Raw genomic sequence first — 23,522 nt, forward strand, 5'->3', positions numbered from 1 at the left:
TTGCGTTCGCAAAACTACGCCAAGCCGAACTCGCATTTTGACCATATATAAAACTAAATCCACAACCCCAACGGGCCGCCAGCCTAGGTGTGTGATAAGGCTTGGTCTCTTACTATACTAAAAGAGATCTAAGCATCCATGCTGTTTTTTCGTGGATCTGCATTCTTTGTGTTAGAAGATCAGCAGTAGGTTCGTCAGAGGCTTTGTCTACTAGGGGAAAAATTTCGCGTGCGGTTTTTGCAACTTGTTCGTGGCCTGCTAGTAGGCTTTTGATCATTTGTTCTGCGCTTAGCTCTCCGTCTTCTTCTTTGATGGATGAAAGTTCGATGAATTCACGATAAGAACCTGGGGCTTTGGCACCCAGTGCGCGAATTCTTTCAGCGATATCATCCACGGCTACTGCTAACTCTGTGTACTGAGTTTCAAACATCAAGTGCAAAGTGTTAAACATAGGACCTTGAACGTTCCAGTGAAACTTGTGGGTTTTAAGGTATAAAGTGTAACTGTCTGCTAAGAAATGCGCTAAACCTTTTGCAATGCTTTTTCTGTCTTCTTCATTTATGCCAATGTTGATCTTTTCCATTGAACTCTCCTTTTTGATTGATTTCTTACTTTTGACTTGAGTGTATTGTATCAAAATTATGTTTTAACTGTAGCACACCCCCTATCATAAGTAAAATATATATTGATTATTACTGCATATATATTATATATAATAATCCAATTAGAACATATTGTCTTTATGAGAATTAGGAGTTCTCGTGCCCAGTTTAACACAAATGAAGTACATCGTATCCGTTTTTGAAAACAAGAGCTTTAGCCTCGCCTCCAAAGAGTGCCACGTCTCTCAACCTAGTTTGAGCATGCAAATTCAAAAGGCTGAAGACGAACTTGAAGTCACCATTTTTGATAGAAACTCTAAGCCTATCTCTGTTACCGATAAGGGCCTTAAGCTTGTGCAGCAAATGAAAATCATTTTAAATGAGAGCAAGCGCCTCAGTGACCTGAGCAAAATCCAAGCAGGAACCTTAAGTGGGCAGATTGATCTTGCGGTGATTCCCACCGTAGCACCTTATTTGCTTCCATTGATTCTAAACCCTATTGCTCAGGATATGCCTCATGTGCAGGTGAATATTTTTGAACAGACCACTTCTGAAATCTTACAAAATTTGAAAAGCAAAGAGATAGATGCTGCTATTCTGGCGACTCCGCTTAATGAGCCCGATCTTATTGAATCCCCACTTTATTACGAGCCCTTTTATGTGCTAGCCCACAAAGCTCATCCTATTTTAAAAAACAAAGTGGTGCGCGAACAAGATATTGCTAAGTTTCCGATTTGGCTTTTAGACGAAGGACATTGCTTTCGTACACAAACACTTTCTGTGTGTTCTCCTCGTCACCATCAAGATGTCTTTGCCAATGTGAAGTACGCTGGGGGCAGCATTCATACCCTGATGCAAATTGTACTTGAAAGCGATGGTTGCACTTTGATCCCACATCTGGCTCTTAAAGATCTCTCTCCTAATACCATCAAAACTCATGTGCGCCCTCTTAAAAAACCCACCCCTTCCCGAGAGATCAGTTTAGTCATGCACAAATCCCAATGGAAGACCGATGTTTTATCCAGAATCAAAGCTCTGACTCTTCAAACTATGGACAAAGAATTATTAAAACCCCATGGACTGGAAGTCTTAGAGATTGAAAACGGATAAGAAGTATAAAATCCCTATGCAGTAGGTGTAAGACGTAAAATGAGATTGAACTCACCAAGCAGCGTGAGGCAGGGATTAAAATAAAAGAGAGGGCGTTCTTTAATTCGTATCTGGCTTGAAAGGGCTGATGTACCCCTCTGCAAGAGCTACTGAGCAGCCGTTTGGTCTGCCGTGGACTCTACGTTCACAGCGTCTACAATATCACAGTAGCTGCGTTTAGAGCCCGTACCTGCACACCCAGAGCTTAACCCTGCCAGCAAGAGTCCCAATAAAAAGTGCTTCAAACCACGCATTTTCATATAAGAATATTATGAGCGGATTTCTTGCCTTAGGCCAGCAATCTGCATATAACCATTCTACTTCTGGACTCAGGGGCAGGGCTGACACACCAATATTTTTATTGGCTCCACTCTGGGTTTAAATGAAGGCCAACAAGGCACTATTTCAACACGTGGAGGAAGACATGGGTGACGAAAACAAACTGTACGGTCAAATAGCCATCGAAAACAATCAGCTTGAGAGCTTTGATAACAGAAACCCTAAACGTGACTATATGATCGAATTCGAATGCCCAGAGTTCACTTGCCTTTGCCCTCGTAGTGGTTTCCCTGATTTTGCGACCATTTACATTTCCTATGTTCCTGATCTGAAGTGTGTGGAGCTGAAATCCCTTAAGCTTTATATCAATGGGTTTAGAAATCAAAATATCTTTCACGAAGACGTCACCAATATGATTCTTGATGACCTAGTGAACCTTCTTCAACCTCGTTGGATGGAAGTCGCCGCAGACTTTACCGTGCGCGGAAACATCCACACCCTTGTACGTGCCGTGCACAAAAAACAAGGCTACGAGCTGCCCGAAGATTTAGCTTAAATACGAATAAAGCTTTATCAGCTTATCGGGCAGTGACCCCGCGGGGCCCATAAGTACACTTTTAATCTGAACGCGTAGCTCATAGTTAGATTTAACTTAAATATTATTCTAAATTGTTTTAGTATCCTAAGTCTGCGCACCCTTAGCTCAGTTGGATAGAGTAACTGGCTTCGAACCAGTTGGTCGGGAGTTCGAATCTCTCAGGGTGCGCCAATCGCAAACTCCTCTCAAACTGAGAGGGCTACTGAGATTCGAGTATTTTGTAGATTTGGGTGTCGGTGAGATCTAGGCTTTTTAGGATGTAGCTTGCTGTAAGAGCCTCTTGAATGGAAGAGCCTATGGTTTTTGCTTGTTTGGCGGCTTCTTGAAAGCACAGGGCTGCGGCGACAGAGATATTAAAACTTTGTGTAAAACCCTTCATGGGAATCAGGATATTGCCATCACAGTATTCTAAGGCTTGATCTGTCACCCCTTCTTTTTCATTTCCAAAAATTAAAGCCACTTGCTGACCAGAACCGCGAGGAATGTCTTGAATCTCTATCGATTCTTTAGATAGATGAGTGGCATAAATTTTCACATGGCGCTCTTTTAAAAAACTCAAAGCCTCTGCCGTATTGGACCAACGATATATGTTTAACCATTTGTCCGCACCTTGAGTGACTCGCGCAGACTCTTTAAATTTTTCACTGCCCTCAATGATGTGCATTTCATAAAAACCAAAAGCTTCAGCACTTCTCATGACGGCACTGATGTTGCCCCTATCATAAATATTTTCCAACACAGGAATAAAACTTGAACTTCTTTGGGGAACAATCTTTTGAATCTTTTCTAAACGCTCTTCTGTGATCAAACCCACAAAAGTATTTACGATCTGCTGAGGGGAATACCAGCTGTCAGCAATCTTAAGTTGCTCTGGCCATTGATCCGATAAAAAACGTCCTAGCTTTAATGACATAAGGGGATGTCATACCTAGTTCTAGCTTGAATTTCAAGGCTAATCTAAATTTAAGTCTACAGCCGTAGACCACTGCTCTATGGGACGAGCAAAATGTAAATGATTAAGACCAAAACCTGAAGGCAAAGCTTGATGGCTCTTTTGTTGTAGTGCGTATTTGGAAAACTGGGGTTCATAAGGCGTCTGCGTTTCATTGTCGTAAAAGATCACATCCACAGCTTGGGGTTCAAAAAGATCACATATCTTTTCTACCCACGACTGTACATCTTCTCGTGCCACACCATTAGTTTCAAAGCTGATGTAATTTTGATCCACTTCAGGGGTGACATGCACTGTACCGTAGTGTGTTCCTTTAAAAGCATTGGCAGAGTATCCGCAAGGAGTAAACCAATAATGATCCAATTCATACTCTGGAAAAATCTGCCCTACGGCTTTTTCAATAGCTATGCGCTGTTCAGGGGTATTCTTTAAAAAAGATTCCGTCTTATTTTTGCTGATTCTATAAATCAAAACTTCAGTCAGATGTTCTTTTATAAGCCGCTTGGAATCTGCGACATATTCAAAGACATAAAGATGATGAGAGTCACGCTGACCCAAACGATAGGCTTTTCCCGCACCCAGTTCTTGCTTGAGTGTTTTAAAGTCGGCTCTGGCAAAACTTTTTTGCATGTCGGGATAATGTTCATTTTTTCGGGAAAAATATAGACTCGAAATGTTTTCTTTTCCTATATGACGAATCAACATTTGTGCTGATTTGATCAACTGAGTTTGACCGCAGGTGATCATCAACACTCGGTTTTTCCAGACAAACAGACTGGACTCTGAAATCAAAAAGGCTTTTAAATGTTCCGTCTTAACCGAATTTAAAATCAAAGCGCCACAGGACTTAAGCAGGTCGCCCCAATACTGATCAGGATAACTTAAAAAATCCACAGAGTCGTTACAGGTCAACTCTAGCTTCTTTTCTGGTCCTTCATAGTCCAAATTCATCCCTTAAGCTCCCTAGTGATCACAAAATATTTGTCTTCATCTTAGCAAACAGGTAAAGCATCAGTATATGTACACCTCAACTCGTGAACCTTTTTTTTCTGTCATCATACCCACATACAACAGACTGCCTTATCTCAAGTTGGCCCTTAATTCTGTATTACGTCAAGACTTTCAAAATTTTGAAGTCATTATTGTCGATGATGGATCCACAGATGACACTTTGGTTTGGACTCAAGAATTACAGAAAACCGAGCCACGCCTGCGAGTGCTTCATCAGCCCAATCAAGGTGTAAGCACTGCCAGAAACACGGGCATTCAGTCCGCAATCGCACCGTGGATTGCCTTGCTGGATTCAGACGATCAATGGATGCCAGAAAAACTAAGCGTCTGTCATGATTTTATTCTGAACAGACAAAGCCATCCTATTTTACATAGCGATGAGGTGTGGCTAAGAGAGGATCGTATTGTAAAACAAAAACTTAAACGCCCATCTGGAGACGCCTTTGCGGAGTGTGTAAAACAATGCTGCATCGGTCCCTCCACTTCAGTCCTTCATCGCAGCGTCTTTGCCCATGTTGGACTTTTTAGATGCGATCTGCCTGTATGCGAAGACTATGACTTTTGGTTACGAGCCACATCACGCTTTATGGTGACCCACATTCCTTTAGCTTTGATTCAAAAACATGGAGGCCATGAAGATCAACTCTCTACGCGCTTTCATTCTATGGACTTCTGGAGGCTCAAAGCTTTGGTCTTTCAACTTTGGAATCCTTTTTTAACTTCAGATAAAAAGGCTCTAGTTGCAGAAACTATGATTCAAAAAAGTGAAATTTTACTTAAGGGATATGAGAAGCATCACAACCTTGAGAATAAAAATACAGTGCTTGAACTCAAAAAGCAGGCTCAAGACTCTCTATATCACACCCAAACTAATAGCGAGCTCACGCATCGACACCACGAAAATAGATCGTGACCCGATGAGCGCTCTAGCTGTGATCTAGATATTTTAAGATACTAAATACTGCTTCTCTGATTTACGACCTAAATATTTTCAAAATGCTGATGCAGGGCTTTGCTAGTGACTTCACAAACCCAGCGCTTAAAACGCTGACCAGTGCAAAGACGTTTGATTTTGATTTCTTTTCCTAAAAGAAGGTTTTGATCTTGCCAAAGTTTAATATGAACACTTTCATTTTTTACACCTTTGATTTCAAGATGTAGAGGTTGTTTTTTTAACATCTCATCCGTTGCATAAGTGTATTTTAGGTTTGAAAGTTCTTTTTTATTTTTCTTCTTCAACTCCACCACACGATTTAGGAATTCACCTTCAGTCAGATGATCCTCAATACTTAGATGAACCTCTGTATTTGATTTTGATAATACACGGAACGACTCCCACAAATAATTAAACTCATTGATGGAGTGCAAATAATCTCTAAACTCATTTTCTAGTCTTAAAATAGGACCTGACTTTGAAGGATCAAAACTAGGTGGAGCCCACAACTTAAACTCCACAATCGGAGGCATGGCTCGATAACCTGATAAAAATTTAAGTTCATCCACTACTGTATCTGCAATATAGGCCACTTCGGATTCAGGCAGCTCAATGAATTGCCAAGTCAGAAGCTTAAGTCCTTCAGCAGGAGCCAGAAGCCTGACTCGTTCTTCTAGGTGTGTCTCCCAGATGTACTCCATCTCTACGGGTGGGCCTGGCAAAAAATAAAGCTCAGTATTTTGCGGTTTTCGTTTAAGACTAAACCCAGAGGCTGTACCCACTAGGTTCGTGTAAATTTCCGCCCCTTCAGGAAAGTAAGCCTGCCACTTATGACCCTCACGCGCTTCCACTTGCAAAATCAACACGCGCTCTTGAATGCGTTCCCACTCCTTGTCCACAAGATTCAGTTTAAGGCCCAACCAATCGGCCACTAGCTTACGAGTCAAATCATCGGTCGTAGGCCCTAGGCCTCCTGTAACAAATACCGCATCACTGCGGCCTGAGAGGTACTCTAAGGCCTCCAAGATTTTAAGGGGATCATCAGCCACTGCCCAATGATAATTTACATCTAAATTCAATTTAGAAAGTTTTTGCGCTAACCAAGCAGCATTCGTATTTATGATTTGACCTGAAACAACTTCACTACCTGTAGCTAATATACTGACTGACTTCATTTTTACACCTAAATTGCATGGTCCTATCCCGTACACTGACCCTAGAGATTGCATTGCCTTATTTCGTGCACTTGGATTAAAAGTATGTCATAACCTTAAAAAAGTAAACTTTTTGGCGAGTTTATTTTGTACCAAATGCAAGCTGAAGGTTAGCAAAAGTTTGACTCTATATGAACAAACCTTTGCCTTACTTAACGAAGGCAAACATAAGGTGAACGACTACAGCGATCAAATAAGGTAGGTGTGTTGTTCTTCCCAATGAACGCCAATTGGAGTGGGTGACATGAAAAAAGTCAAAACTGGAGTTTTTCAAAGAGGTTTTGCCCTAGCCAAACTGACCCTTAAGTCTGGAACCTTGGCCGCCACATCTGTGATGAATTCCGACAAAGAAGCACATATCATAAAACAAATGCAACTGCTTTCTAAAGAGCTTGGAATGCTTAAGGGCAGCATCATGAAAGTTGGGCAAACTCTTTCTATGTACGGCGAGCACTTCCTTCCTCCTAAAGCCAACGAATATCTAAAAAATCTACAGTTCAACTCTCCTCCTATTGAGTGGTCAGGCATTAAAAAATTTCTGCTTGAAGAGATCGGAGAAGACGTTTTGTCGGAACTTGATATCGACAAGACCTCAAGTGCTGCCGCCTCCTTGGGGCAGGTGCATAAAGCCCGACATAAAAAGACAGGTCAACTCTTAGCCATTAAGATTCAATACCCAGGAGTTGAGTCTGCCATCAAAAGTGATCTTAAATCTATTAAAGCCATTCTTGGATTATCCAAAATTCTTCCTGGAGGTTTACAAACAGATCAGTTTTTTGAAGAGATCGAAACCATGCTCATCCAAGAGACCAATTACAAACTTGAAAAGACTTGGACAGAGCAGATGTATGAGAAACTCAAACCTTATCCGCAGTTTGTGGTTCCACAGGTGCAACCTAGATACTGCTCTAAACATGTGATCACCACCAGTTACGAAGACGGTGTAGCTTTAGACTCTCCAGACGTTCAAGCTCTTTCACAAGACAGACGAAATACTTTAGCTCTTAATTATTTAGATTTGTACTTCAAAGAGCTTTTTGAGTTTAAACTTGTGCAAACCGATCCTCATCTAGGAAATTATCGAATTCGTATCTCTAAAGACCCCGCATCGCAACCAGATCAACTTATACTCTACGACTTTGGAGCCATGAGAGAGGTGCCCGATCACTTTGGGCTGCCCTTTAAACAATTAGTAGAAGGAGCCGCCCAGCAGGACAAAGAGATGATTATCGAAAGCGCCTATAAGCTGGGTTATCTTAAACCTGATGACGATCCTGAGCTTAAAAACAGATACTTCAAGGTGTGTAGCCTCATCGGTGAACCCTTTGCCGAAGACCCCACGTTTCCTTTTACCGACCAAGATGGAAACTATGATTGGAAGCGCACCGATCTTCCACAAAGAGTGTCCGTAGCGGCTAAAGAGATATTTAAATTTCATAAACTTAGAGTTCCACCTAGGGAATCCGTATTTCTAGATCGTAAACTTGCTGGAGCTTTCTTTTTGGTGAGTGTCTTAGGTCTTAAGGGTAAAGCAAGAGAAGTACTTAGAAGATACTACTAACTACTGAACTTTGGTTTTTTTATAAAACTTCTCTTGAAACTTCATAATCTTTTTAAAGTCTTCTTCTGAAGAGAGTTCTAGCATTAAACGTTTCTTGAATTTGCTTTCAATTTCGCGCATTCTTTGAATGCCTTGTTCAATGAACTTTCCGTTGATCTTTTTAGACTCTTCATGCAGTTCGCGGATCATATTGGCTTCCATGGCAATAAACGGAACCAGATTGTTTTCACTTAACTCAAGTTCATCTGTAAAGTACGCCTGAAGTTCGATGATCCATTGCTCGCGGTAATCTGCATTTAACACCTTATCCACGTAACCATTAGTGTAGAGTACAAGATCTGTGTAGTTATCTTTAAACTCATCTGATTTTTGAGGATCAAAGTATTCAAACAATGCCTCTTTAGCTTCATTCTTACGTGCTTCAACTCTTTCTGCACTTTCTTTTTTATTCACTTCTGCGATTTCACGGACTTGATCTTTGAAACGTTCTTTCAGAAAAGGGGCACCGACAAAAACCATAAACACCGCTACCACCGCAGCCACAGCAGACATCTTCCAGAATTTTTTAACACGTTTTTGCTGATTCAGAGTTTTAGCTTCAAGCATTGTTTCTAACAACTCACCTTCATCAAACACTTCACCTGTAAGTACAGCACCCACTGTGCCTTTGATGATCCCCTCAATGCTTGCTAAAGATTCGGGCTCCTGTCTATTCAGATAAGGCTTCATCTTGGTCATTAACACAAGCTCAAGTTCTTTTTTCAGTTTTTCAGCATTGGCTTGCAAACGACGTTTTTCTGTCATTTCAAAAACTTTCTTCTGCTCATCAATATGTCGAACGGCATTAAGCTTAGTCTCTTGCGCTTCCTGCTTGGCATCCTTTAGAGCTTTTTCTGCCTCACGAGTGGCTCGAGCTTTGATCTCTTCCACCTCAGCAGTTGCTCTTTCCTTAAGGGCAGCCATCGTTTTATTTGCTTCCTCTACAGATTCAGCCATCTCTTCATCAAATTTTTTCTTTTGTCTTTCGGCTTCTTCTTTGGCTTTCGCAATAATATGCTGAGATTTTTCTTGTGCCTCTTTAAGATGAGTTTGGGCATCCTCACGAGACTCATCAATGATATCTTTGGCCTTACTTTGCGCAGACGTGACAACCTTATTCGCATCTGCTTCAGCACCACTTCTTAAGGCTTCCGCCTCATCCTTTGCTGTCTTGAGGGCTATAGCTGCATTCTGCTCTGCTGTTTGAATGATCTGTGTGGACTGAACTTGAGCATCATCCACCATATTCTTGGATTTAGAGCTCGCCTCTTCTACTAAGTTTTGAGCCTTAGCATTGGCCTCGTCCATAACCTGTGTGGATTGTGTACTGGCTTCTTCAATCAAACGTTTTGATTCTTCCTGTCCACTGGCAATAATATCTGCTTTAGACTGGTTAGCCTCTGACTCAGCGTTTTGTTTATAAGTCTCGGCCTCTTGTAAAATTCTTGATTTTTCAGCATCAGCTTCTTTTAAAATACTGTCTTTTTGTGCCAAAGCCTCGGCTTCGGTATTTTGTTTAAAAGTTTCTGCTTCTTGAAGAATCCGTGCCTTTTCTGCCTCAGCCTCTTTAACAAGTGTGTCTTTGGCTGCTTGCGCTTCTTCTATTGTACGTTGATTTTCTTGTTTTTGATTTTCCAAGTCAGACAACAGCTTTGCAACTTCGGTCTTCAACGCATCAGCTTCTTGCTGAGAGTTTTGCACAATAGACTTTAGATCTTCATTTTTAGTTCTAAATTCTTCATTTTGTACTTTAAAGGTTTCAATGCTTTTTTCAAGATTTGCAATTTCAGACTTTTTACCAACAATCTCTTGTTCTAATGATTGTAACTCTGAAGTGTTATTTTTAATCGTTTCAGCTAAACTTGTTTGTTCTTCTTGTAGCTTAGCTACAGCTGTAACATGATTTTGAACTTGCTTTTCTTTTTCTTCACAAGCTTTGTGCAATTCACCTGATTTAGCAATAAGTTCACTTAATGTATTACTCAAGTCAGATAATTTTTTGTTGGTGACCTGTTGCTCTTGTTCTTTTTGCAGCACTTCCGTAGCAATAGCTTTCTTTTTTTCTTCTAAATTAGAAATTTCATTTAACAGTGCAGTTTTATCCCCTTGCAGGCTTTTTGTAGCACTGTCCATCTCTTGTCGTATTTTATCAAGCGTTGCCTTTTCAGTGCTTACTTCTGCATTTAAATTTCTAATAGTTCCACGAATCTTATCCGCTTCACCTAGAAGTTCACGAATGATCTTGCCTTTCTCTTCGCTTTCTTTGATCAGTTCTGCACTTTTAGAATCAAAACTACTGATTTCGTCTTTTAAAGCTTGTAACTTTCCTGCATAAGACTCTAACTCTTTATCTTTTTCATTAAGTTCGTCCTGCAAAGACTGCTTTTCATTCTTTAAAGACGCTACATCTTCTTCTAAAGTGGTCTTTTGTAAATTTAAAGTTTTAATCTCATTACTTAATTCACTATGGTCCGCACTTATAGCTGAATGTGAAGCCACATGAGGATTCTCATTCGAGCGGCTAGGGTGTGAGGACATAGCTCCGTAATCTGGTGCTGAACTGACAGCATGAGATGCCACCTCGTTCTGATCCTCATCAGAAGATAAGGCCACATTTAAATCTGAATCCTCAGACTTTAAAAAATTCTCGCTCACTTTACTTCGATCAATACCAGGAGGTCCTGATTGTGTTCTTGGAGGCTGAGACTTAAAGGAAGGCTCCTTAGCCTCTGAATCGAAAGATTCATCAGACTGCGAAAAGGACGCGGCACCAGAGGATTCCCCACGCAGTTTTTTCTTTTCTTCTTCAATTCTTTTTAATAACATTTCTGCATCAGACAAAGCATCATTCGAAGATATCCCAGAAGATACTGGCTCAGATGAATCTTTACTGATCTGTTCGTTATACTGCTTGATCTTTTGTTCTCGTTTACCAAGATCAGGCGCAGAAGAATCTGAAGCACTCTTGTCTTCATTGGCAACCAGCCTCAGTATAACATCTTCTTTTGCACCAAAAACCAAGCGATCCGTACTTTCATAAGCTTTAGCATAACCTGGTTTTAATTTTTCTCCGTTTAGATAGGTACCATTAGTGGAGTTTAGGTCTTCAACTAATATGATACCATCGCGGTACATGATTTTAATATGGTTTCTACTTACATTTTGAGAATCAATCTGAACGTCACTTTTTGCAGAGCGACCGATTATAAAATCAGTCGAAGAGCAGATTTTAACCTGCTCTTTTCCCTCTATTTTAAAGTATACTTCGACGTTCTTCAGTTTAAACATTTTTTACTCTATATTGCTCTCTTATGAAGCTTTTTTCCTTTTCTTTCCAAGAATCAATTCTTCGTTTAATGCTTGCTCTGCAAGAACTTCATCTGGGTTTCTGTTCTCGTCAAACTCTGTTAAGTCATCTGGAACATCATTGTTTGCACTTAGGTGCCATAATGTATCCAACGCACTTTCCATTCTTTCAACAGCAGACACAAAAAGTTTTTCTGGTGACAAACTTGTATTGAATAGGTTGAGAGTCACTGACAACGAAATACCCATTAAAGATGTACTCATCGCAAAAGCAATTTGAATCAAGAAGTTGTCCATTACAGCTTTAGTTGCATCTGGATCAGCAATGTCCATAGCACCTAGTTCTGGTAGTGCTTGCATAATACCTAAGAATGTACCAAATACCCCAAGTACGATGAAGATACCTGGTAATGTGTTGATCACATCGTTTAAAGTATTGATCGAAAAGATTCCAAAAACTTTGCTAAAGCAAGGGTTCTTTGAAAATGCCTTTTGAGTGATCGTACCTAATCTAGGATGGTTCGCCTCGTTATATCTAACATGCTTTAAGTGTTTAAGCATATCGTCTACAAGAAAAGCAGCACCTTGTTTAATCATAAATACTCTATCACCAACAGTCATCACGAAGTCAGGCTTTCTTCTTTTCATAATGAATCTGACCTTAAACAACTCATAATAAGTCTTTTCTAATAGTCGTTTAGTAATAACGTAGAATGAAAGAGAGGTCTTTGTTGATCTTTCATCTAAAAAGTTTTCAATTCTTTTTTCAAACTCTTTAGCCATCCACTCTTCACGTTTAACAGTATAGTAGATGATAAATCTTACTACTATTGCTGAAATAAACGCGAACATCATCACTGGTATTAGCCAGTGGGAGGCAAAAGCCACCAAGGCATCTACAAATCCATGCACTACTTTTTGCGTTTCCATTCCTAAACTCCTTTAAGGTTCCATATTAAATTTAATCATTACACGTTGCGATTTTTTACAGTCGTATTTTGCGCAATATTCTGCGTTAGTCATACTGCTGATCTCTCTGGCGTTTTCGCCTTCCGCCAAGAAACTTCGTCCAGTCACCTTCACCATTGGTAATATATCTTTTTGGTGTTTGTATTGGATCTTTGATGTATCAAATACATAGTCAAAGATGGCTCTTGCTCTGTAATAACTTAAATCCATGTTATAGTTTACAGCATCTCTGTTTGAAGCTTCTAAACTTACAGGGTTGACGTACTTACCTTTATACGTAGGTGATGCAAAACCCACGATTTCAATAGATTTAACCTTTTCCGCCACTTTTGGGTCTTGCAATAGACTCTTAGAATAAGCTGGCATGAATTTCTTAATTACATCTTCCATACCTGGCTTTAACTCGGCTTTGCCAGATTCAAAGTACTCTCGACCAAACGAGATCACCACATCACCTGTGTTTTCATCTACATCTGCCGTTAAACCTGATTTTGCTAAGTTTTCTTTGATAGCTTGAATGGCTTTTTTCTTTGCGTCAGCCATCTCTTTAAGTTTACTCACGTCTTTAGTAAGTTGTTGTTTTTCACCTTCTAAAGCTTGTGCTTTTTCTTCTAGTTCATTTTTAGCTAATAAAGTCTCATCTAAGTTACTTTGAACTTCTTGGGCTTTAGCTTGAAGATTTTTAATTTGTCCAGACAAAGCTCTTTCTTTAGCAGCAGCTTCTTTTTGAAACTCTGCCATTCTTTGTGCTCTTTGTTGAGCCGTAAGTTTTTGTTTGGCCAATTCACTCTCAAATTTTTGCTTTTCAGATTCAATTTGTTTTTGATGTTGAGTTTGTAAATTTGAAATCTGTTTTGTAAATTTACTTTTCTCTTCCACTAAGTTCGCAATTTGTGACCCTTGCTGTTGCAGTTCTTGGCGAGCTTGATCTAGCTCTTTATTAGACTCCTGTAGAACTTGTGTAACCTCTTGCAACTCACTTTTTGTCTTTTCGTTAATGGCTTGCAGTTGGCTGACCTTAGCTTGGCTTTCTTCTTTAAGCTCTTGGATCTGCTCGTTCATTTTATCTTTACTGATTCTATTAGCCTTATACGCATTTTGAAGTTGAGCAATTTTGATATCTAACTTTTTATTAGTATCTGCAATTTCTTTTTCACCCTTTTTAATTGCGCTTTCTTTTTCTTTGACTGTTTTGTTTAAGTCTTCAATTTGTGCCACGTTGTCTTTGATGACTTCGTTCTTTTTAACAATGGTTCTGTCACGTCGCTTAATTCGAGCTTGTGAAATCATATTGTTGTTAATAATGTTACGAACCATCTGTTGGTATTGATTTAAAGCTTCTTCTTTTTGTTCATTTTCTTCAGCAAGTTTACGTAGGTTTTCTTTTTCCTGCCCAGCTTCTTCTTTTAAGAGCACCAACTTATCCATAAGTTGTTCGTACATCTTTTGCTCATCATCAGAGGCACCGTGATGTAGATAATCTTCTTTTAAAGTATTATAAACTTTGATCTGTTGCTGCAAATCATCTCTTTGCTGTGCAATAGCCTGGTATTCCATATGGGACTGAATGTTTGACGTACCACTTCTTATGCTCGAAACAACATAGAGTAACAAGAAGATCAGAGACATCACAGAGAACAAGTCAGAATAACTTGCCCAGAAGTCACCTTGATCTTGCTTTTTGATTTTATCGTAATCAAAAGCCATATTTCACCCTTTCCTTACGCATTCTACTAAGGGTTTTATCGGCTAAAACTTTTTTTGGAACACTGGACCTGGGTCCTGTATTGGTTTTTTTTGCGACGTCTATCTATCTATTAGGACTGGATTTTTTGATAGGTCACGAGTGATGTTCTTCTGATGCGCCTCAATCGTTCCTCCGCCAATTTCCAGCAATTTGGCGTCTCTCCACAGCCTTTCGACTGTATACTCTCCAACGTAACCGTAGCCTCCAAGTACCTGAATGGCTCGATCTGAGACATTTTTTCCCATGGTGGAAGCAAAGAGTTTAACCCCGTCAGAGTCCACTCTCTCTCCACTGCCGCTTGGGCCCAGCTTTTGAGCGGTTTGATAAACATAAGCACGCGCGGCTTTAAACTCCGCATAGCTATCGCCAATGTACTTTTGAATCTGCCCAAAACGGTTCAAAGGCAACTTAAAGGCTTCTCTTTCTGAAGCATACTTGACCATAATCTCTAAACTTCTTCTGGCAATTCCTAGACTCATGGCTGCCAAAGTCAGACGTTCAATCTCTAGATTTCGCATCATGTGTTTCATCGAATCGCCTTCTTCACCAATCAACCACGACTTTGGGACTTGGCAGTCTTCAAAAACTAACTCAGCGGTGTTAGAGGCGCGCATTCCTAATTTATCTTTGATCTTTTGGCCTACACTAAACCCTTTATGCTCTTTTAATACCATAAAGGTGGAAAGATTCTGACTGGAACCCGTTTTGGCGTAAACTAAAACTCCATCACAGGCAGTCCCCTCATCGTCAATGCAACCATTAGTGATCCACATCTTTCTGCCATTCAGGATATAATCATTCCCTTTTAACACAGCTGTGGAAGACATTCCTAAAACATCTGTACCCGCATCAGGTTCTGACATGCCCATGGCTCCAACAAATTCACCAGAGCACATTTTAGGAAGTAGCTGCTGTTTTTGCTCTTCATTCGCATTCACATAAAAGTTATTTACACAAAGCATAGCATGAGCCAAGTACGCCAAACAAAATCCTGGGTCTACAGCCGCTAACTCTTCATGAGCAATCACGGCAGCTGTGGCATCCATTCCCGCACCCCCGTACTCTTCGGATACCGTGATTCCTAAAAGCCCTAACTCTCCTAAGTTTCTAAAAAGCTCAACGTTAAATTTCTCTTCGCGATCATACTGGGCAGCCTGTGGCTCAACCGCACTTTTAGCAAAGTCTCGCACCATTTCTCTTAACATCGAATGCTCTTGAGTGGGGTTAAATATATCTGCGCTCATACTCACCTGCCTGCCTGGGTATTTTGAAATTCAAAATAATAAATGTAATTCAAACAAAATATAATCTTTATCATGGATTAGGCAAACCCTTTAGACTGAGTTTGGGGGTTTTGGGCCTAAAAAACCCCTTAAGTCTTAAGATTTTCCCTACAAAAAGTGACTTTTAAGCCATAACCCGCTATGGTCCCCTCCATGTCAGATTTTATTTATTTAGATTATAATGCGTCTACACCGCTTGCAGAAGAGGTTTTACAGGCCATGATGCCTTATTTTACTCAACATTACGGCAACCCCAGCTCGATGAGCCACTCTTATTCTTGGGCCGCAGCTGGTGGAATGACTATGGCTCGCAAACAGGTGGCCCACCTGCTTCATTGCGATCCCTCTGAAATCATCTTCACCAGTGGCGCTACAGAGTCCATCAACCTTGCTTTGCGAGGGGTTTTAGAGCAGCAGCCTGAGATTCAAACATGGACCACCGAAGTCGAACACGCGGCAACTTTTCAAACCCTTAAATCCGCCGAATCCAAAGGCTACAAAATCTTTTGGTTGAAAAACGAAAAAAACGGCCTTGTGCCCATGGACACCCTACGCGCTGAACTGGAACGCGCTCCTAAAGAAACCCCCAAATTGGTCTCTTTTATTCTAGCACAAAATGAATTTGGCAGTCTTTATGATCTTAAAACTTTAAGCGACATTTGTAAGGAGCATAAGGCTCTTCTGCATGTGGACGCCACCCAAGCTGTTTTAACCCAGCCCCTTGATGTTTCAAAAACCCCTGTGGATCTCTTGTCTTTTTCTGCCCACAAGATCTATGGTCCTAAAGGCACTGGAGCTCTTTACATCAATAAAGCCACGTTAGGCCGCAGTCTTGCGCCTCAAAGTTTTGGTGGAGGACAAGAGTTTGGACTTCGTTCTGGCACTCCCAACGTTGCAGGTATTGTGGGAATGGGCGCCGCGTGTGCCCTTGTAGAAGCACGCCAAACCAAAGACCAAGAACATTTTAAAAACCTTTATCATTTTTTCTCTACAAAAATGGACCAATCAGGAGTGAAGTTTTTTCTTAATGGCGATGCCCAAAGTCGTATCTTTAATACCATTAGCATCACTTTTCCTGAACACAATAGCGACACACCACTGACTTTGGCACTAGCCCCATTTTGTCTGACTCAAGGATCAGCCTGTGGAGCTGGGTCCACAGGACCCAATCGCGTGCTGTCTGCACTAGGACTTAATGAAAGAGAAACGCAAAATACTCTACGTATAGGCCTAGGACGCCACACCAGTGTTTCAGAATTAGAAAAACTTGTGGAAAAACTCCAACAAGTGATATAATAAAGTTCACATTTACGAGGAGAACCATGATTCAAGTCAGTGACACTGCTGCAAAAAAAATTCTAGCTTTACGAAGTGAAGAAAGCCGTGGCGAGCACGAATTCTTACGCATCCGCGTAAAAAAAGGCGGCTGTTCAGGGTTTTCTTATAAGTTAGATTTTGACAGTGAACTTTCTGAAAATGACAAAGAATATGAAATCAATGGGATCAAAGTAACCATAGACAAAGAAAGTTTACTTTATTTGATTGGTATGGTTTTAGATTACGAAGGTGGTTTAAATGGCCAAGGCTTTGTCTTTTCTAATCCCAACGCCACTAAGACCTGCGGCTGCGGTTCTTCGTTTGCAGTTTAGCTCTGCTGCTTTTCATTGATTTATCTTAGATATCTTTTTCAATGCTTAAATCTCGATACACTCTTGCCACCCAGAACTGCTAGAAATTCCCTTGAAGTCGGTTTCATACATAAAGAGTGGGCGCACCTATTGGTGTTAAGTTCTAGAAACTTTGTCCATGGCAATATGGACTAGGGCTTCACCTTGGGTGACTAAGGGCAGTCTATTGATTCCTACAATAAGTCCTGTATATTCTGATAAGATTCTTCCCATTTCAATCCCATTGATATCGTAGATGCGGCACAAGAGTTGGCCCTTTTTCACTCGATCGCCAAGTTGAACATTAAAAATCGTAGTGCCACTAGCAGATGATCTCACCCAAGCGCTTTTAGCAAAAATATGGGCTCTTTCAGGAAGAAGCTTAATCAGTCCTTTGGGTAGAATTCCAATGGTGGTCATGGCTCTAAGACACCCATTAAGGCCCGCTTGTGTGATCTCTTCGTCAAATCTTAAGGCTTCGCCACCTTCAAAAACCACAATCTTGACCTTTTTCTTTGAAGCCACTTCACGTAATGATCCATCGCGCTCTTCAGAATTCAAAACCACTTTGACCCCAAAACTTTTGGCGAAGATTTTAGTTTGGTCGTCTCTGATTTTGGCGCGGATTTGCGGCAAGTTATAACGATGAATAGAGCCCGTATGCAAATCAATACCATGAGTGCATTTGCTAACGATCTCTTTTAAAAAAGTATGTGCAATTCTTGAGGCCAGACTTCCTTCATGCGAGCCAGGAAACGATCTGTTCAAATCGCGACGATCAGGCAAATATCTAGACTTATAATTGTAACCAAAAATATTTACGACAGGAATGATGATCAAAGTTCCTCGAACTTCATTCATCGCCTCATGCTCTAAGAGTTTTCTAATGATTTCTATGCCATTGATCTCATCGCCATGAATGCCTGCACAGATGAACATGCAAGGGCCGTCTTTTTCACCACGAATGACATGTACAGGAATTTCTAAGTCTGTCGCATCATACAGCTTGGCTGCTTTTAAATGAATAAGCCGCCTTTCGCCTGGAAGAATTACGTGACCCGAAATTTTAAGTTTTTTCACTTAGCCCTGTCCCCTCACTTTGTTGGTCTTTTTCTTTTCGACAGCATTCTCGATAAACTCAATGATCCGTCCAGCGATATCTTTCCCTGAAGCGGCTTCAATGCCCTCAAGCCCAGGAGATGAGTTCACTTCCAAGACTAAAGGCCCACGATTGGAACGAATGATATCTACACCTGAAATGTTTAGACCCATCGCCTTGGAGGCTTGAACTGCTAAAGCCCTCTCTTCTGGAGTGATTTTGATCGCTGAAGCTTTGCCCCCACGATGTAAGTTGGAGCGAAACTCACCCTCTGGAGCTTCCCTTTTCATCGAAGCCACCACTTTATCACCAATGACAAAACAACGAATGTCTGTGCCACGCGACTCTTTAATAAACTCTTGCACCAAAAAATTACATTTAATTCCGCGCAAAAGATCAATCACACTTTCTGCGGCCTTCTTGTGTTCGGCTAGCACCACACCTTTTCCTTGAGTCCCTTCTAAAATCTTAATAATACAAGGGGTGCCTCCCACTAAATTCAAAAGATCACCCGTCATTTTTGTGGAATCCGCAAAACCCGTGATCGGCAGTCCAATCCCCTTACGAGCCATAATTTGTAAACTTCTAAGTTTATCCCTTGAACGTGCAATGGCTACAGACTCATTCACCGCAAAAACTTTTCCCATTTCAAACTGTCTTAAAACAGCCGTACCATAAAAAGTAACTGAAGCCCCAATCCTTGGAATGATGGCATTAAAATAATCTAAAGTCTTTTCTTTATAATGCACGGTGGGCTTATGTGAAGTGATGTTCATATAACATTTGGTGGGATCAATCACCTCCACCTGATGACCGCGCTGCTTTGCCGCTTCCACGAGTCTTTGAGTCGAATAAAGAGTAGGGACTTGTGATAAAATTCCAATATACATTTGGCAACCACCTATATTTTTTTGTTTTAAATTTTATGAACCTTGTAAAAAAGATTTTGTAGGAACAATTAAAAAGTTTTTGAGTGCTTGACGTCCCAATAACATTCTAAACCCCATCAAGTCTCGATTGACCAAAGTCAGTTCAATCTCAAATTCCTTATCTGCGATTTTTACTCTAGTCTTAATCACGGGTCGAACAGAAACCTGCCCATTAGAACTTTTTACAAGCCGAAATTCTACAACTTTGGCGCGAGCCTTAATGACGGGTCTTTGTTTTCTTTGAGTGGGGTGGATCAAAAACTCCACATATTCATAACGACCTTTTCTATAAAACACCATATTGCTCACATGCAGTGCCGACGTGCGTGCCCCCGTATCAATCTTAACCTTGATGCGTTTCACTTTAAGGTCAGGTAGAAGCGCCCATTCACGCCATCCTAGAACAGTTTTTTTCATGTCTGCTTTTGTGACTTTCATAGAAGAACCCTGTCCTAACCTGACCTATTCACCGTTTTTTTGTTGTGAAGATTTGTTCTTTTTGTGGTTCCGATAACGTCTGTTGGATCGTTTGCGTCCATCTGCCTGCGCCCCCGCCCCATCGTTCGGTTTGCCATGCTGTTTATTGCCACCACTATTGTCATGACCAGAGTTTGATTTACTCTGGTACTGTTTATTACCGTTATGATGGCGCTGCGAACCTTCTTGACGTTGCCTGTGTCCGTCATGCTGCTGGGATTGATTATTATTGCCAGATCGTCGCTGCCCTTCGTAACCTTTCTGACCTTCATAGCCCTTGGACTGACGTTGTTGCTGACTAGAACCACTTGGGGTTGCCGCACTTGGGTTGTCACTTGGAGTTTGAAGGGAAATGTCTTCGTCTTCAGGCTCAACACTCCGTGCATCTTCAGGCAGACTCACCTCACCCTCTTCTTCTAGGATATTCCCCATACGAGCATGAGAGTCTTCTTTTTCTTTTACGTATCTGCCTTGGGGGTTTTTGGTGGACTTACTGGACTTTTCGATTTGCTCTGTTAAATCCACAACCACATCTCCAAAACATCTTAACTGACAGGACAAACGTCTCTGATCAATATAGTAGGCCGTGCCTATCAGCTCTAACTCGGGTTGTAGAGGAGGAACCACATTGGTCTCTCCTTCTTTGATGTGCACGCGGCATTCAGCACATGAAGGGATACCCTTACACACGGACTGAATATGAATGCCGTGATCTTGCGCCACTTTCAGTACCGATTCGTTAGGTTTGATCTCAACCTCTATATTTTGTGGTACAAATTTTACCTTCATAACTCTTCCAAACTTTCAATTGTAAGCGTTGACCTGATTCAAGGCTTTCCTTGATGAGGTCTTACTTTAAAACATTACTTTCCTTTGGCCTTCACAAACTTTTTCTTTCCCACTTTGATCAAATGTTCCACGCTGGGCTTTAAGACGACCTTCAGTTGAAAATCTGTAATCTTTGCTCCATCCATCTCTACAGCCGAACTTTGAATCATCCTGCGCCCTTCACTGCTAGAAGACACTACTCCTAATGAGTGTAGGAGCTTACAAATCCATATCTCTTCATTTGCAGGAAGCTCGATAACAGGAATGTCATCGGGAATTCCACCATCTTTAAAGATGCGTTGAAACTCTTGAAGGGCATTGTCAGCCGCAGCCTTACCATGAAATCTTTCCACCAAAAATAAAGCCAATTGATCTTTAAAAACTTTGGGGTGCAAAGATCCCTCTGCAATGTGCTTTTGCTTTTCTTCTAATTCTTTCGGTTTGATATCCGTGAGTAAGGCCCAATACTTAAACATCAACTCATCACTAATACTCATGATCTTTCCAAACATGTCTTTAGGAGAATCTTCCACACCAATATAGTTATCTAAACTCTTAGACATTTTGTTCACACCATCAGTACCTTCTAAAATAGGTACTGTGATAATACATTGAGGTGTTTGACCATAAGACTTTTGTAAATCCCTTCCCACAAGCAGGTTGAACTTTTGATCGGTTCCCCCCAGCTCCACATCTGAACGCAGAGCCACCGAGTCGTACCCTTGCACTAAAGGATATAAAAATTCATGCACACTGATGGGTTGGCCACCCTTGTAACGCTTTTCAAAATCGTCACGCTCTAACATTCTGGCCACAGTGTACTGGCTAGCAAGTTTAATAAAGTCTTGAGCTTCTAATTTTCCTACCCAATCATTATTAAAAGCGACTTCAGTTTTGGCTTCATCTAAAATTTTATACACTTGTGTGGCATAAGTTTTTGAGTTCTCCACCACTTCTTCTCGTGTCAAAGGCGGGCGGGTTTGATTTTTACCTGTAGGATCTCCGATCATCGCTGTGAAATCTCCGATCAGAAAGATCACTTGATGGCCAAAATCTTGAAACTGCTTCATCTTATTCATCAAGACTGTGTGGCCCAAATGTAAATCGGGACGAGACGGATCAAAACCTGCTTTGATTCTTAAAGGTCTTTTTTCTTTATAAGAGGACTCTAATTTTTGTAATAGCTCAGCCTCAGAAACCAAATCCACAGTGCCCTGTTTGTATATTTCCAACTGTTCTTTGGGTGTTGCCATATCCTTAGTTGCCATATTTCACCTAATCTATCTTTTTGTCTTTATCTTGCGTGTTCGATGGCTCTGGTTTCTCTTAGGACTGTCACTTTGATCTGCCCAGGGAAACTCATCTCTTTTTCAATCTTCTTGGCAATGTCTCTAGAGAGCATTAAAGACTGTTCATCGGTCACCTTAGAACTGTCAACAAGCACACGAATCTCTCGCCCTGCTTGCATTGCAAACGTTCTTGTCACTCCATCAAAGCTATTAGCAATAGACTCTAAGTCTTCTAAACGTTTAATGTAAGCGTCTTGAGTGGCTTTACGTGCTCCAGGTCTGGCTCCAGAAATCGCATCGGCTGCGGTCACAATGAAGGCCAAAGCGGTTGTCGGCTTTTCATCTTCATGGTGTGAGCGAATGGCATGGCAGATATTTTCTTTCTCGCCGTACTTTTTAGCAAAGTCGGCACCAATCACCGCATGACTTCCTTCCACGCTATGATCTAGAGCTTTACCTATGTCATGCAACAGACCCGCTCGGCGTGCAGCCATCACATCTTCATTCATCTGCTGGGCAATTAAACCCGCAATAAAACCCACTTCAATACTATGGGAGTAGTTGTTTTGTGTGTATGAAGTTCTGTATTTTAAGCTTCCCACCAAATCTAAAACTTTGGGATGCATGCCTGTAATGCCCAATTCATCACAAGCCTTTTCTCCATCCTCACGAATGGATTTAAATAACTGTTTCTTGGTTTTATTCACTGTCTCTTCAATACTTGAAGGATGAATTCTTCCATCTTGGAAAAGACTTTCCAATGTACGTCTGGCAACCTCTCTTCTAACGGGGTCAAAACCAGAGATCACAACGGAATCTGGAACTTCATCTAAGATCAGATCCACACCACAAAGGGCTTCAAAGGCACGAATGTTACGTCCTTCTTTACCAATCACTTTACCTTTCATATCTTCGCTAGGAAGTGCCAATACACTTGTGGTGTTTTGAGCGGAGTACTCGCCCGCATATCTTGCAATGGCAATGCTGATGATCTGCTTGGCTTTTCTTTCGGCTTTGTCACGAGTGTCGTCCTCTAAACGGACCAGATCTTTTGAAAACTCAAGCTTAGCTTCGTTTTCCATCATCTCCATCAGTTCTCTTTTGGCTTGATCTTTAGAGTATGACGCCACTTGAGTGAGCTTATCTGTCACTTCGGCGATCTTCTGCTCAAGTCGTTCTTGAGCACCTTGCAGTTTGCTTTCTGCGACTTTGACCACTTCTTCACGACCTTTTAAGGCGCGCTCTTTGTCTTCAAAATTTTGCGTTAAACGATTTCTTTCCTTATCCAAATCTTTCTGTTTATTTTTGAAGCTGTTTTCTAGATTTGTGATCTTTTCTTTTTCTCTTTTGATCTCTGTTTCCACATTTCTGCGGGCTCTTTTTTCAAACTCTTTGGCTCTGTTTTTTGAATCCTTTTCGATTCTTGCGGCCTCAGACATGGCTTTTTGTGTGATGCGACTGGCCTCTAGTTCGGCGTTTCTTTTTAACTTTTGATCAAAAAAACTTTTTACAACTAGGGTCAGGACAATCCCCACACTTAAACCTGAAATCGCAGCAAGTACTATAATTCCTATACTCATCTTCTACCT

21 protein-coding genes and 1 tRNA gene are annotated in these 23,522 nt (G+C 41.0%); 7 read left to right on the forward strand and 15 right to left on the reverse strand.

Going from position 1 to position 23,522, the window contains the following annotated elements:
• Nucleotides 1–112: 112 nt before the first annotated feature.
• Nucleotides 113–601 carry a DNA starvation/stationary phase protection protein gene (locus tag M9899_10390; protein MCO5114564.1) on the reverse strand — a complete coding sequence of 163 codons (489 nt, stop codon included), beginning with the start codon at nt 599–601 and terminating at the stop codon, nt 113–115.
• Nucleotides 602–761: 160 nt separating this feature from the next.
• Here M9899_10390 and M9899_10395 point away from each other — a divergent pair, with 160 nt between their 5' ends.
• Entirely contained in the window at nt 762–1,712 is a 951-nt protein-coding gene (locus M9899_10395; GenBank protein ID MCO5114565.1) for a hydrogen peroxide-inducible genes activator, read from the forward strand.
• Between the two features lie 146 nt (nt 1,713–1,858).
• On the opposite strand, the gene M9899_10400 is transcribed toward M9899_10395, so the two are convergent.
• Nucleotides 1,859–1,996, reverse strand: coding sequence for a hypothetical protein (locus tag M9899_10400; protein MCO5114566.1), 138 nt, complete (start codon nt 1,994–1,996; stop codon nt 1,859–1,861).
• Nucleotides 1,997–2,133: 137 nt separating this feature from the next.
• Between M9899_10400 and queF the strand changes: the two genes are divergently transcribed.
• Nucleotides 2,134–2,586, forward strand: coding sequence for a preQ(1) synthase (queF, locus tag M9899_10405; protein ID MCO5114567.1), 453 nt, complete (start codon nt 2,134–2,136; stop codon nt 2,584–2,586).
• 136 nt (nt 2,587–2,722) lie between these two features.
• Nucleotides 2,723–2,799: transfer RNA gene (locus tag M9899_10410), tRNA-Arg, on the forward strand.
• Between the two features lie 28 nt (nt 2,800–2,827).
• On the opposite strand, the gene M9899_10415 is transcribed toward M9899_10410, so the two are convergent.
• Nucleotides 2,828–3,541, reverse strand: coding sequence for an RNA methyltransferase (locus M9899_10415; GenBank protein MCO5114568.1), 714 nt, complete (start codon nt 3,539–3,541; stop codon nt 2,828–2,830).
• Nucleotides 3,542–3,580: 39 nt separating this feature from the next.
• Nucleotides 3,581–4,531 carry an S-adenosylmethionine decarboxylase proenzyme gene (locus tag M9899_10420; GenBank protein MCO5114569.1) on the reverse strand — a complete coding sequence of 317 codons (951 nt, stop codon included), beginning with the start codon at nt 4,529–4,531 and terminating at the stop codon, nt 3,581–3,583.
• Nucleotides 4,532–4,598: 67 nt separating this feature from the next.
• Between M9899_10420 and M9899_10425 the strand changes: the two genes are divergently transcribed.
• Nucleotides 4,599–5,504: a glycosyltransferase family 2 protein gene (locus M9899_10425; protein ID MCO5114570.1), complete on the forward strand. Its 906-nt coding sequence runs from the start codon at nt 4,599–4,601 to the stop codon at nt 5,502–5,504.
• Nucleotides 5,505–5,572: 68 nt separating this feature from the next.
• Here the strand turns inward: M9899_10425 and M9899_10430 are convergent, their stop codons facing one another.
• The gene (locus tag M9899_10430; protein MCO5114571.1) at nt 5,573–6,700 is read right to left on the reverse strand and encodes a competence/damage-inducible protein A; all 1,128 of its coding nucleotides are present in this window, start codon (nt 6,698–6,700) and stop codon (nt 5,573–5,575) included.
• A 283-nt stretch (nt 6,701–6,983) separates the two neighbouring features.
• Here M9899_10430 and M9899_10435 point away from each other — a divergent pair, with 283 nt between their 5' ends.
• Nucleotides 6,984–8,300 carry an AarF/ABC1/UbiB kinase family protein gene (locus M9899_10435; GenBank protein ID MCO5114572.1) on the forward strand — a complete coding sequence of 439 codons (1,317 nt, stop codon included), beginning with the start codon at nt 6,984–6,986 and terminating at the stop codon, nt 8,298–8,300.
• On the opposite strand, the gene M9899_10440 is transcribed toward M9899_10435, so the two are convergent.
• From M9899_10440 to M9899_10455, 4 genes are all read right to left on the reverse strand, one after another.
• The gene (locus tag M9899_10440) at nt 8,301–11,627 is read right to left on the reverse strand and encodes an FHA domain-containing protein (protein MCO5114573.1); all 3,327 of its coding nucleotides are present in this window, start codon (nt 11,625–11,627) and stop codon (nt 8,301–8,303) included. It abuts the gene before it with no gap.
• Between the two features lie 21 nt (nt 11,628–11,648).
• Complete coding sequence (locus M9899_10445; protein ID MCO5114574.1) at nt 11,649–12,575, reverse strand: hypothetical protein; 927 nt, start codon at nt 12,573–12,575, stop codon at nt 11,649–11,651.
• Nucleotides 12,576–12,587: 12 nt separating this feature from the next.
• The gene (locus M9899_10450; GenBank protein MCO5114575.1) at nt 12,588–14,321 is read right to left on the reverse strand and encodes a hypothetical protein; all 1,734 of its coding nucleotides are present in this window, start codon (nt 14,319–14,321) and stop codon (nt 12,588–12,590) included.
• 99 nt (nt 14,322–14,420) lie between these two features.
• A complete protein-coding gene (locus M9899_10455) occupies nt 14,421–15,605 on the reverse strand; it encodes an acyl-CoA dehydrogenase family protein (protein MCO5114576.1) in 1,185 nt (394 codons plus the stop codon).
• A 192-nt stretch (nt 15,606–15,797) separates the two neighbouring features.
• Here M9899_10455 and M9899_10460 point away from each other — a divergent pair, with 192 nt between their 5' ends.
• Together M9899_10460 and M9899_10465 are read left to right on the forward strand one after the other, a co-directional pair.
• Nucleotides 15,798–16,940 (forward strand): cysteine desulfurase, encoded by a 1,143-nt coding sequence (locus M9899_10460; GenBank protein ID MCO5114577.1) that lies wholly within the window; start codon nt 15,798–15,800, stop codon nt 16,938–16,940.
• Nucleotides 16,941–16,966: 26 nt separating this feature from the next.
• Nucleotides 16,967–17,293, forward strand: a complete 327-nt coding sequence (locus M9899_10465; protein ID MCO5114578.1) for an iron-sulfur cluster assembly accessory protein — start codon at nt 16,967–16,969, stop codon at nt 17,291–17,293.
• 135 nt (nt 17,294–17,428) lie between these two features.
• Here M9899_10465 and M9899_10470 read toward each other — a convergent pair whose 3' ends face one another.
• The 6 genes from M9899_10470 to rny all read right to left on the reverse strand — a co-directional run bounded on the left by M9899_10470 (nt 17,429) and on the right by rny (nt 23,513).
• Nucleotides 17,429–18,391, reverse strand: a complete 963-nt coding sequence (locus M9899_10470) for a succinylglutamate desuccinylase/aspartoacylase family protein (GenBank protein ID MCO5114579.1) — start codon at nt 18,389–18,391, stop codon at nt 17,429–17,431.
• A complete protein-coding gene (gene rimK / locus M9899_10475) occupies nt 18,392–19,300 on the reverse strand; it encodes a 30S ribosomal protein S6--L-glutamate ligase (protein ID MCO5114580.1) in 909 nt (302 codons plus the stop codon).
• 33 nt (nt 19,301–19,333) lie between these two features.
• Nucleotides 19,334–19,777, reverse strand: a complete 444-nt coding sequence (locus tag M9899_10480; GenBank protein ID MCO5114581.1) for a RimK/LysX family protein — start codon at nt 19,775–19,777, stop codon at nt 19,334–19,336.
• A 24-nt stretch (nt 19,778–19,801) separates the two neighbouring features.
• Nucleotides 19,802–20,605 carry a 2Fe-2S iron-sulfur cluster-binding protein gene (locus tag M9899_10485; GenBank protein ID MCO5114582.1) on the reverse strand — a complete coding sequence of 268 codons (804 nt, stop codon included), beginning with the start codon at nt 20,603–20,605 and terminating at the stop codon, nt 19,802–19,804.
• 74 nt (nt 20,606–20,679) lie between these two features.
• On the reverse strand, nt 20,680–21,912 hold the full coding sequence (gene tyrS / locus M9899_10490; protein ID MCO5114583.1) for a tyrosine--tRNA ligase: 1,233 nt from the start codon (nt 21,910–21,912) through the stop codon (nt 20,680–20,682).
• A gap of 26 nt (nt 21,913–21,938) precedes the next feature.
• Nucleotides 21,939–23,513 (reverse strand): ribonuclease Y, encoded by a 1,575-nt coding sequence (rny, locus tag M9899_10495; GenBank protein ID MCO5114584.1) that lies wholly within the window; start codon nt 23,511–23,513, stop codon nt 21,939–21,941.
• Between the last annotated feature and the right edge of the window lie 9 nt (nt 23,514–23,522).

The sequence above is a fragment of the Pseudobdellovibrionaceae bacterium genome, assembly GCA_023954155.1.
Taxonomy (GTDB): domain Bacteria; phylum Bdellovibrionota; class Bdellovibrionia; order Bdellovibrionales; family UBA1609; genus JAMLIO01.